9 protein-coding genes are annotated in these 10,083 nt (G+C 68.9%); 3 read left to right on the plus strand and 6 right to left on the minus strand.

What is annotated here, in order from left to right; genetic code table 11:
* Nucleotides 1-323: 323 nt before the first annotated feature.
* The 6 genes from JWP28_RS08900 to JWP28_RS08925 all read right to left on the minus strand — a co-directional run bounded on the left by JWP28_RS08900 (nt 324) and on the right by JWP28_RS08925 (nt 7,658).
* Nucleotides 324-1,331, minus strand: a complete 1,008-nt coding sequence (locus tag JWP28_RS08900) for an NAD(P)-dependent oxidoreductase (protein ID WP_299542174.1) — start codon at nt 1,329-1,331, stop codon at nt 324-326.
* 4 nt (nt 1,332-1,335) lie between these two features.
* A complete protein-coding gene (locus JWP28_RS08905) occupies nt 1,336-2,832 on the minus strand; it encodes a Ppx/GppA phosphatase family protein (protein WP_299542176.1) in 1,497 nt (498 codons plus the stop codon).
* A complete protein-coding gene (locus JWP28_RS08910) occupies nt 2,813-5,020 on the minus strand; it encodes an RNA degradosome polyphosphate kinase (RefSeq protein WP_299542178.1) in 2,208 nt (735 codons plus the stop codon). The genes JWP28_RS08905 and JWP28_RS08910 overlap by 20 nt, the downstream gene beginning before the upstream one ends.
* Before the next feature lie 61 nt (nt 5,021-5,081).
* Nucleotides 5,082-5,753, minus strand: coding sequence for a chromosomal replication initiator DnaA (locus JWP28_RS08915; RefSeq protein ID WP_299542180.1), 672 nt, complete (start codon nt 5,751-5,753; stop codon nt 5,082-5,084).
* Between the two features lie 153 nt (nt 5,754-5,906).
* Nucleotides 5,907-6,665 carry an arginyltransferase gene (locus JWP28_RS08920; RefSeq protein WP_299542181.1) on the minus strand — a complete coding sequence of 253 codons (759 nt, stop codon included), beginning with the start codon at nt 6,663-6,665 and terminating at the stop codon, nt 5,907-5,909.
* 78 nt (nt 6,666-6,743) lie between these two features.
* Entirely contained in the window at nt 6,744-7,658 is a 915-nt protein-coding gene (locus JWP28_RS08925) for a flagellar motor protein MotB (RefSeq protein WP_299542183.1), read from the minus strand.
* 90 nt (nt 7,659-7,748) lie between these two features.
* Between JWP28_RS08925 and JWP28_RS08930 the strand changes: the two genes are divergently transcribed.
* From JWP28_RS08930 to JWP28_RS08940, 3 genes are read left to right on the plus strand one after another with little or no spacing between them, the layout of a single operon-like run.
* Nucleotides 7,749-8,606: an NAD(P)-dependent oxidoreductase gene (locus JWP28_RS08930; RefSeq protein WP_299542185.1), complete on the plus strand. Its 858-nt coding sequence runs from the start codon at nt 7,749-7,751 to the stop codon at nt 8,604-8,606.
* Complete coding sequence (locus JWP28_RS08935) at nt 8,607-9,107, plus strand: GNAT family N-acetyltransferase (protein ID WP_299542187.1); 501 nt, start codon at nt 8,607-8,609, stop codon at nt 9,105-9,107.
* A 13-nt stretch (nt 9,108-9,120) separates the two neighbouring features.
* Nucleotides 9,121-9,990, plus strand: a complete 870-nt coding sequence (locus JWP28_RS08940; RefSeq protein WP_299542189.1) for an alpha/beta hydrolase — start codon at nt 9,121-9,123, stop codon at nt 9,988-9,990.
* Nucleotides 9,991-10,083: the final 93 nt, after the last annotated feature.

Raw genomic sequence — 10,083 nt, forward strand, 5'->3', positions numbered from 1 at the left:
TCCGATCCCGGGGACACCGAGGACGATCTGAAGTCGAGCTGGGGCGACCCAGCTAAGGCCAAGTTCTCTTCGACCTCGAACGCTCAGATCCCCCAACGGATCTGGTTCAGAGGGCGGTGTTTCGGGCGACCGAGGCGCCGCCCTCTTGCTATGTGCGCTGGCTAGTGTGCTGGATTTGAAGTTCGCCACATTGACGGGCCACGCGCCGAGCGAACTTCAAATCCAAGAAAGCACACTAGAAACATATACTTGCTAGTGTCCTTATCGATTCCGAAGTTCGTCAAAGTCAGCCGCAAGCGCTTGCGAACTTCGGAATCGGGACACTAGGCCCGCTCCGGCAGGCGCAACCCCACCTCGCTCGGGTCGGCCTCGTTGAGCAGCGGCTCCTTTGCCAGGTAGCGGCGCAGGTTTTCCAGGAACAGGTCGTCGCCGCGGGCCAGGTTGCCGTCGCCGGAGTTGGAGGTGTGGGCGCTGACCCGGACCTTCGGATGGTCCCAGAACCAGCTGTCGGCGGGCAGGGGTTCGGTCTGGAAGACGTCGAGCACCGCGTGGGCCGGCTGGTCGCGATCCAGCCCCCCTCTTAGCGCCTCTTCGTCGACAAGCCCGCCGCGGCCGATGTTGATCAGGATCGCGCCCGGCTTCAGCGCCTGGAAGAAGGCCGCGTCGCACATGCCGCGGGTCTCGTCGTTGAGGGCGCAGGCGAGCACGATCACGTCGGTGTCCGGCAGCACGCCGGCCAGCTCGGACAGGCCGATGACGCGGTCGGCCAGGTCGCCCTCGGCGGCCGGGTTGCGGCGAACCACCGTCAGGTCAACCCCGAACGGCTTGATCCGGCGGGCGATCTCGTGGCCGATATTGCCGAAGCCCACCAGCACCCAGCGGGTGCGGCCGAGCTCCCGATAGGGCGTGTTCTTCCACTCGTGCTTCTTCTGCAGCGCGGCCTGGGCCTCGATCGGGACCTGCAGGCTGAGCGCGTGGGCGACGACATATTCGGCGATGGGCGTCGCCTGGGCGCTCGACTTGGAGATGCGGACGCCCTTTTCCATGATCGAGCGGAACATCGGATTGTCGATGCCGGCCGCCATGATCTGGGTCCACCGCGGGGCCTCGGTCTTCATCAGCCGGCCGAACAGCTGACCCAGCGTGCCGGTGGCGAAGCTGTCTAGGCTGAGCCAGACCACCTCGGGGTCGACGTCCTCCACGGCGATCGGCCGGCCGTTGTGCTCATAGGCGTCGGCGGAGACAGCAGTGACGACCTCGGCGTGCGGCGCGACGGCGGGCAGCCGGTCGGCGATGCGCCCATAGGCGGCCTTGGTCATCAGGATCTGCATCGTGTCATCCCATTTCGAGTTTCAGTTTCAGGGCCGACGCCAGCGTCTGGGCGCGCTTGGTGGTCTGTTCGCCCAACAGCATGTCTTCCCAGCCGTCGGCGGCGGTGAGCTTCAGCCGCTCGCCCTGGACGATGAGGCTGGATTTCTCCAGGAGGCGGGGATTGCGTCCGGAGAGGTCGCAGCCGAGACGCACGGCGGCGCCCAGCGCGCGGGCCCGCTGGCGGCGGTCCGCGCCGATCACACGGGCGACCGCGGCGGCCTCCGGGGGTGTGGGAGCGGAGGTGTGGCGGGCGAAGGCGACACTCGCCAGGAAGGCGCGCTCCGGGTGGCTCATGCCGGCGATGGGCGCGCGCAGCACCTGCTCGAAGGCCAGGTCCGCGCGATGGTCCGGGTGCAGGCGCGCGCCGAGGTCGGCCAGCCGGCAGGCGGCGGCGAGCAGCACCGGATCGCGGTTCCCGAACATCGGGGGCAGCTTCTCGAACGCCGGCGTCAGCCAGGCTTCCAGCGCCCCGCCGAGTTCCGAGGGGACGCCGCGGGCGGCCGTCAGGGCCTCGCAGCCCTCGATCAACGGGTCGCGGTTGCGGACCTCCGGGTCCATGGCGTCGAGTAGCAGGCCCTCGCGCACGCCGAACGCCGAAATGATCACCCGCTCCACCCCCAGGCGTTCGATCAGCGCTTCGAGGACCACAGCGGAGTAGGGCAGGGTCTCGATCCGCTTCTTGGAAAGACCCTGCATGCGTTCCAGCGAGGCCCGCGACTGGCGGGCGACCAGGCGCGAGACGTTGAGCGCGTCGGAGCGGCTCATCTCGTACTGGTGGGCGACGTGCAGCGGGTAATCGGCGAGCTCCATGTGGAACAGCGCCAGGTTGCGCCAGGCGCCGCCCACGGCGTGGAAATGGCGGGTGGCGAAGCGCTCGGCGTGGGGGCCAAGCGCGCTCTCGATCACCCGGCGGGTGCGGTCGATGTCGAGCGGGCGAGGCGCGCCCAGGGCGAAGGGGCCGAGCGGGAGCGTCGCGCCCTCCTCCGGCCCGGCGCCGTTCAAGAGGACGAGTTCCAGGCTGGAGCCGCCGAGGTCGCCGACCACCCCCTCCGCATCCGGCTGGCCGGCGATGACGCCCAGGGCGGCGTAGCGGGCTTCCTCCTCGCCGGTGAGTACGCGGACCACGAGCCCGGTTTGGTCGCGCACGCGCTTGAGGAAGGCCGGGCCGTCGGCCGCCTCGCGGACGGCTGCGGTGGCCGCGGCGGTGACGTCCTCGGCGCGCCAGCCGTCGAGTAGGGCGCGGAAGCGGCGGATGGCGGTAAGCGCGACCTCTACGCCCTCAGGCGAAAGCCGGCCGGTAGTGGGCAGGTCACGGCCGAGGCCGGCCAGCGCTTTTTCGTTGAAGACGGTCCATATGGCGCGGCCATCCAGCTGGTAGATGACCAGGCGAACGGAGTTCGACCCGACGTCGATGACCGCCGCCTGTCGGGATTCCGGCCTGCTATCCCCGCGAGGCCACATGATCGATCGCGCGCGGCATGTCCTTCACCTTCTGCCCTCTACCGGAAAGGCTCGGGTTGGTCATGAAATACTCGTGCGCGGAAAAGGCGCTGGGATGGTCCCAGGACGGATCGCGGCTGTAGTGGCCGCTTTCGTCGAGGGCCCAGCTCTGGGCCTCGTCCTTCAGGTTGGCCAGCATGATCTGCTGCAGGACCTGCTGGTGGACGGTGGGGTTCTCGATCGGCGTCAGGCATTCGACGCGGCGATCGAGGTTGCGGGGCATCCAGTCGGCCGACGAGATGAACACGCGGGCCTCTGACGACGGCAATGGCGCGCCGTTGGCGAAGGCGACGATACGGCCGTGCTCGAGGAAGCGGCCGACGATGCTCTTCACGCGGATATTCTCGGAGAGGCCGGCGACGCCGGGCCTGAGGCAGCAGATGCCGCGGATGACGAGGTCGATGGGAACGCCGGCCTGGCTGGCGCCGTAGAGGGCGTCGATGATCTGGGGATCGACCAGCGAGTTCATCTTGGCCCAGATGCCGGCCGGCTTACCTTCAAGGGCGGCGGTCGCCTCGCGGGCGATCAGCGCCAGTAGATCGCGCTTCATGGTCATCGGCGAGAAGGACAGCTTCTCCAGGCCCTGGGGCTGGGCGTAGCCGGTCACGAAGTTGAACAGCCGCGCGGAATCGCGGCCCAGCGCCGGATCGGTCGTGAACAGCGACAGGTCCGTATAGAAGCGCGCGGTGATGGGGTGATAATTGCCGGTCCCGAAGTGGCAATAGGAGCGCAGGACATCGCCCTCCCGCCGCACCACGGTCGAGAGCTTGGCGTGGGTCTTGTACTCCACGAAGCCGAAGACGATGTGCACGCCGGCGCGCTCCAGGTCGCGCGCCCATTTCATGTTCGCGGCCTCGTCGAAGCGGGCCTTGATCTCCACCACGGCGGTGACGTTCTTGCCGGCCTCGGCCGCCTCGATCAGGGCGGCGACGATCGGGCTGTCGTGGGAGGTCCGGTAGAGCGTCTGCTTGATCGCCAGCACGTTCGGGTCGCGGGCGGCCTGGCGCAGGAACTGCACCACCACGTCGAAGCTCTCGAAGGGGTGGTGGACCAGGATGTCCTTCTCGCGGATCGCCGCGAAGCAGTCGCCGCCGTGGTCGCGGATGCGCTCGGGAAAGCGCGGCTCGAAGGGCTTGAACTTCAGGTCCGCGCGGTCGGCGGGGATCAGCTGGTTCAGCTCGTCCAGGCCCAGCAGACCGTCGATCTGGATGATGTCCTGGGGTTCGGCGTGCAGGTTCGAGCAGATGAAGCTCTGCAGCTCCTCGGGCATGGAGGCGTCGATCTCGACGCGCACGACCAGGCCGAGGCGACGTTGCTTCAGCGCCAGCTCGAACTCGCGGACCAGGTCCTCGGCTTCCTCCTCGATTTCCACGTCCGAGTCGCGGATCAGGCGGAAGACGCCCTGGGCCTGGATCTCGCAGCCGGGGAACAGATGGTCGAGGAAGAGGCTGACCAGCGCCTCCAGCGAGACGAAGCGGCGCTCGGCCTTGCGGCGGCCGGTGCGCTGGGCCGGCAGCTCCCAGAACCGGGCGACCTGGGCCGGCATCGGCACCAGGGCATAGAACATCCGCCCGTCGGCCAGGCGCTTCAGCTTCAGCACCAGCGAGAATGCCAGGTTCGGGATGAACGGGAATGGGTGCGCCGGGTCGATGGCCAAGGGCGTGAGCACCGGGAAGAGCTGGGAGGCGAAGGGCTCTTCCAGCGCGTCCAGCTCGGCGTTGGTGACGTCGGAGGCCGAGACGACATGCAGGCCTTCCAAGGCCAGCTCATGGCAGAGTTCGCGCCAGCGGGTCTGCTGGTCGCCCATCAGGTCGGCGGCCTCGTCGTTGACCCGCTCCAGCTGCTCGGCCGGCGTCAGGCCGTCCTGGCTGGTGACCCGCACGCCCTCGCGGACCTGGGCGCGCAGGCCGGCCACGCGGACCATGTAGAATTCGTCGAGGTTGTTGGCGCTGATCGCCAGGAAGCGCAGCCGCTCCAGCAGCGGGTGGCGGGGGTTCATGCTCTCCGCCAGCACCCGGCGGTTGAAGGCCAGCCAGGAAAGTTCGCGGTTGAAGAACCTTGCCGGGGAGGCGGCCAGCTCTTCGTCCCAGGCGAGCGGCCGCGCAATGTCGCTCGCGGCGTTCGCGGCGATGGGCGCGGCATAGCTCATTCGGGTCTCCAGGCGGATGCGGACCCCAAACCTGAGCCCGACGTGTGACGGCTTCAAGTCTTCACTCGAAAAGATCAAGATTTTCGATATCGCCCTCAAGGATCTCCCGCGCCAGCACCCGTGAAATCGGCCGCATCACCCCGTCTTCGGTTTCGTCGAGACGACGGACGATCTCGCTGGCGCCGGGAATGGACCTTTCCATGCGCCGCAGGAGGTAGGGATAGACATCGTCGTGCGGACGAATGTTCCGTTCACGGAAGAACTTCCTCAAGACGCCGCGGAGCACGTCGTCGTCGGGCGCGGCGATCTCGGCCACCATCAGGGCGTTGAGCCGCGAGCGCAGGTCCGGCAATTGGGCGGGCCACGCGGCGGGCGGCGTGCGGGCGGTGAGCAGCAGGCTCGCACCGTCACGGGGCGCCAGGTTGATCAGGTGGAACAGGGCTTCGTCGCTGACACCCCGGTCGACGTCCTCCAGCAGAGCCGGCCGGCCTGTGGCCGCCGCGACTTCGGGCGCCTCGCGGTCGAGGACGACGGCCTTGGCGCCGGCGGCCCAGGCGCGCGCCAGGTGGGTCTTGCCGACCCCCTCGGGCCCGACCAGCACCAGCGCGCCGCCCGGCCAGCGCGGCCAGGCGTCGAGCGCCGTCACGGCGTCGGCGTTGGAGACGCCCTCGATAAAGGCGTCGCGGGTGTGGGCGGCGGGCCTGCGAAGGCTCAGCCGAAGCTGCCTGGCCATGCGCCTCGCTCGACCGGTGGGATCAAGGGTTCAAGTGTAGCAAGCTCGATCCGGCGCGCGCCACTTTCGTTGAAATTACGCCCGCTATTCACACCCTGCCTCGCATCATCCCGGAAGCCGCGCACCGGCTGTCCGGGAGGACAGCTGAAGGAATTAGAGGGTTTCGCGCGCCGCGCCGCCGACCACCAGGGTCCAGCCCTCGGGCTTCAGCAGTTCGATGGGCGAGAAGCGGACCTTGTAGTCCATCTTCTCCGAGCCGCGGACCCAGTAGCCCAGGTAGACGTAGGGCAGGTTGGTCAGGCAGGCCTGGATCACATGGTCGAGGATCACGAAGGACCCCAGGCTGCGGCGGCTCTGGGTCGGGTCGTAGAAGCTGTAGACCAGCGACAGGCCGTCGCTCATCACGTCGACCAGGGCGCAGGCCACCAGGTCGCCCGGGCCGCCGTCGTTCGATCGCGTGCGGTACTCGATGATGTGGGTGCGCACGGCGGTGTCTTCGACCATGGCCACGTAGTCTGGCCAGGTCATCTCCGCCATGCCGCCGTCGGCGTGGCGGGTGGTGAGGTAGCGGCGGAGCAGGTCGAACTGCTCCATGGTGGCCTCGGCCTCCACCAGGTGGCGTTCCAGGTCCTCGTTGCGCGAGATGGCCTTCCGCTCCGAGCGGGCGAAGACGTAGTCGCCGGCGGGCAGGCGGGCCGAGACGCAGGCCGTGCAGGCCTCGCAGGCCGGGCGGTAGGCGATGTTCTGCGACCGCCGGAACCCGACCTGGGTCAGGCTGTCGTTGACGGTCGCCCCGTCGGAGAGCGGCAGGTGGGCGAACACCTTCCGCTCGTAGCGTTCAGGCAGGTAAGGGCAGGGCGACGGTGCGGTCAGAAAGAACCTGAGCTGTCGGGTCGGGAAATGCTGCGTCACGGACTTGCAGTCGCCTTCATAGCGATACGCCTTAAGCACGATTAGGCGTCATGCCGCGTCCGGGCGCAAGTCTCTGCTTTACAAACCCTTGTCAGGCGGCAGCACGGGCGCCTCACGCAACAACACGATAGCGATGCGACGGTTGCCAGGCAGGGTCGGATCGTCCGGATAAAGCGGCTCGGAAGTGGCCTTGCCGGAGACCTGGTAGATCCGGTCGGCGTCGACGCCAGCGACCTGCAGGATGCGCCGCGAGGCGTCGGCGCGGGCGGCCGACAGCGTCCAGTCGCCTTCCGCCTTGCCGCCTTGGCCGGCGTTGGCGCTGGTGTGGCCGTAGATGCTGATCCGGTTGGGGAGCTGGTTGATGATCTTGGCGATGGCCCGCAGCAGCAGCTTGGCGCGGTCGTTGGGCGTGGCGGTGCCCTGGTTGAACATCGAGCGGCCTTCCTGGTCCACGAGCTGGATGCGCAGGCCCTCGGGCGTCTGGTCGATGATGATGTTCTTGGAGAGCTCGGCGAGCTCGGGCATGTCCTGCAGCGCCTGGCGCAGGGACTGGGCGGCCGACGCGAAGGCAGCCGCCTCGCGCTGCTTCTGCTGCTGTTCCTTCACAACGTCGCTGGTGGCCTGGTCGCTGGCGGCCGACTTGGCGCCGTCTCGCGACTTGCCGTCGTTCGGGTGGCGGGAGTCAGGGCTGGCGTCCTGGATGATCGACTGCGAGCCGTTCTGCTTGGCGCCTTCGTTGCCGAGCGCGGTGCCGGCCAGGATGCCGCCCGAGCCCGATGTGGTCTCGGAAACGCTGGCCGGAGCGAAGTAGTCGGCGATGCCGCGTTTCTGCTCAGGCGAGGTGGTGTTGATCAGCCACATCAAGAGGAAGAAGGCCATCATGGCGGTCACGAAGTCGGCATAGGCGACCTTCCAGGCGCCCCCGTGGTGACCGGGCCCGCTGCTGCGCTTGATGCGCTTGATGATGATCGGCCGCTCGCCGCTCATCGACATTTGGTTCGCCCCGGTGAAGCCTGTTACGAGGGCCGCACGGTGCGCAGGCTGGCGTTAAGATGCCGTTGCACAGAGTTAAGGAGCTTGGACATGAAGGTGGCGTTCGCCGGCCTCGGCGTGATGGGGTTCCCGATGGCCGGACACCTGGCCAAGGCCGGCCACGAGATGGCGGTCTACAACCGCACGCCGGAGAAGGCGGCCCGCTGGGTCGCGGCGCACGGCGGCCGGGCCGCGGCGTCGGCGGCGGAGGCCGCGGCGGGGGCGGAAGTCTTCGTGCTTTGCGTCGGCAACGACGACGACGTGCGTCAGGTGGTCGCCGAGGCCCTGCCGGCCATGGCGCCAGGCGGCGTCGTGGTCGACCACACGACCACTTCGGCGGTCGTGGCGCGCGAGATGGCGGCGCTGGCGGCGAAGGACGGGCGGGCCTTCGTCGACGCCCCGGTGTCCGGCGGCCAGGCCGGCGCCGAGAGCGGCCAGCTGACCATCATGTGCGGCGGCGAGCCCGACGCCTTCGCGAAGGTCGAGCCGGTGATCGCCGCCTACGCCAAGGCGGCGCGGCTGATGGGGGGGCCGGGCTCGGGCCAGCTCACCAAGATGGTCAACCAGATCTGCATCGCCGGCGTGGTCCAGGGGCTGGCCGAAGGCCTGCACTTCGCCAAGCGCGCGGGGCTGGATCCGCAAGGGGTCTATGAGGCGATCTCCAAGGGCGCGGCCCAATCCTGGCAGATGGACAACCGCTGGAAGACCATGAGCGAGGGCAAGTTCGACTTCGGCTTCGCGGTCGACTGGATGCGCAAGGACCTGGGCCTGGTGCTGGACGAGGCCGGGCGCAACGGCGCGGCGCTCGACATGACCGCCATGGTCGACGGCTTCTATGCCGAGGTGCAGGCGCTGGGCGGGCGGCGGTGGGACACCTCCAGCCTGGTCGCGCGGCTGGAGAAGCCCTGAGTGCCCATCCTCGAGACCGAGCGCCTGGCGCTGAACGAACTGACGGAGCAGGACGCGCCCTTCATCCTGGAGCTGCTCTTGAGCCGCGGCTTCAAGGAGAACATTGGCGACAGAGGCGTCCGCGACCTGGAGGGCGCGCGGGGCTACATCGAGCGCACCCGCGCCGGCTACGCCGCCAACGGCTTTGGCCTGTGGCGCGCCGACGTGAAGGCGACCGGCGAGGCGGCCGGGATCTGCGGCCTGGTCAAGCGCGACGGCCTGGAGCACCCCGACGTCGGCTACGCCTTCCTGGAACGGTTCTGGGGCCGCGGCTATGCGTCCGAATCGGCCGCCGCGGCGCTGGCCTACGGCCGCGAGACCGCGGGGCTGAAGACCATCGTCGCCATCGTGCAGCCGAGCAACGCCGGCTCCATCGCCGTGTTGCGCAGGATCGGCATGACCTTCGCCGGCATGATCCAGCTCCCTGGCCACGACGGCGAGAGCAGCTACTTCACGACCTAGACGGAGGGCGTCTATGGCCATCTCGACGCGGCGTATCCAGGCGAACGGCTTCGATTTCGCGGTGGACGAGGCGGGCGAGGGGGATCGCTTGGCGCTCTGCCTGCACGGGTTTCCGGAGAGCCGGTTCTCTTGGCGCTTCCAGCTGCCGTTGCTGGCTCAGATGGGCTACCGCGCCTGGGCGCCGGACCTGCGCGGCTATGGCGAGACCGAGCCCAAGCCGCGGGACGTGGCGAGCTACCGGGTCGAGCGGCTGATGCAGGACGTGGCGGCCCTGATCGACGCCAGCGGCGCGCGCGAGGTCACCCTGATCGGCCACGACTGGGGCGCGGGCCTCGCCTGGACCTTCGCCGCCAACCGCATCCGGCCGCTGGAGCGCCTAGTGATCATGAACGTGCCGCACCCGGCGGTCTTCGCAGAGCACCTGCGGCGCTCGCCTCGCCAGATGCTCCGCTCCTGGTACATGGCCTTCTTCCAGGTCCCCGGCCTGCCCGAACGGGCCATGACCGCCAACGGCGCCCGCGCCATCCGCCGGGCCTTCCTGGGCATGGCCGTCGACAAGTCGAACTTCACCCGCGATGTCCTCGATCGCTACGCCGCCGACGCCCGGCGCCCCGGCGCCATGACCGGCATGGTCAACTGGTACCGCGCGGCGGCGCAAAGCCCCGGCAAGCTCGCTGGCCCCTGGCCGACGATCGAGACGCCGGCGCTCGTCATCTGGGGCGAGGCGGACGCAGCGCTGGGCGCGGAACTGCTGGACGGCACGGAGGCCCACGTCCGCGACCTCACCGTCAAGCGCTTGCCCAAGGTCTCCCACTGGGTGCAGCAGGAAGCGCCCGAGGCGGTGAACGCGATCCTGCGCGAATGGCTTAAGGCCGAGCGCTGAGGGCCGCCGGCGAGATCGGGTCCTCATAAAGCTGAAGGCGCCAGTGAAGTTGCGGCGACACGTCTTAGCGGCGACGACCGACAAGCGGACTCT

Source organism: Phenylobacterium sp. (assembly GCF_028290885.1).
GTDB lineage: Bacteria > Pseudomonadota > Alphaproteobacteria > Caulobacterales > Caulobacteraceae > Phenylobacterium.

Excerpts from the sequence above, each read along its gene's own strand:
- JWP28_RS08940 (WP_299542189.1), top strand. The coding sequence starts at position 9,121 with ATGGCCATCTCGACGCGGCGTATCCAGGCGAACGGCTTCGATTTCGCG.
- JWP28_RS08905 (WP_299542176.1), bottom strand. The coding sequence starts at position 2,832 with ATGTGGCCTCGCGGGGATAGCAGGCCGGAATCCCGACAGGCGGCGGTC.
- JWP28_RS08925 (WP_299542183.1), bottom strand. The coding sequence starts at position 7,658 with ATGTCGATGAGCGGCGAGCGGCCGATCATCATCAAGCGCATCAAGCGC.
- JWP28_RS08915 (WP_299542180.1), bottom strand. The coding sequence starts at position 5,753 with ATGGCCAGGCAGCTTCGGCTGAGCCTTCGCAGGCCCGCCGCCCACACC.
- JWP28_RS08910 (WP_299542178.1), bottom strand. The coding sequence starts at position 5,020 with ATGAGCTATGCCGCGCCCATCGCCGCGAACGCCGCGAGCGACATTGCG.
- JWP28_RS08930 (WP_299542185.1), top strand. The coding sequence starts at position 7,749 with ATGAAGGTGGCGTTCGCCGGCCTCGGCGTGATGGGGTTCCCGATGGCC.
- JWP28_RS08900 (WP_299542174.1), bottom strand. The coding sequence starts at position 1,331 with ATGCAGATCCTGATGACCAAGGCCGCCTATGGGCGCATCGCCGACCGG.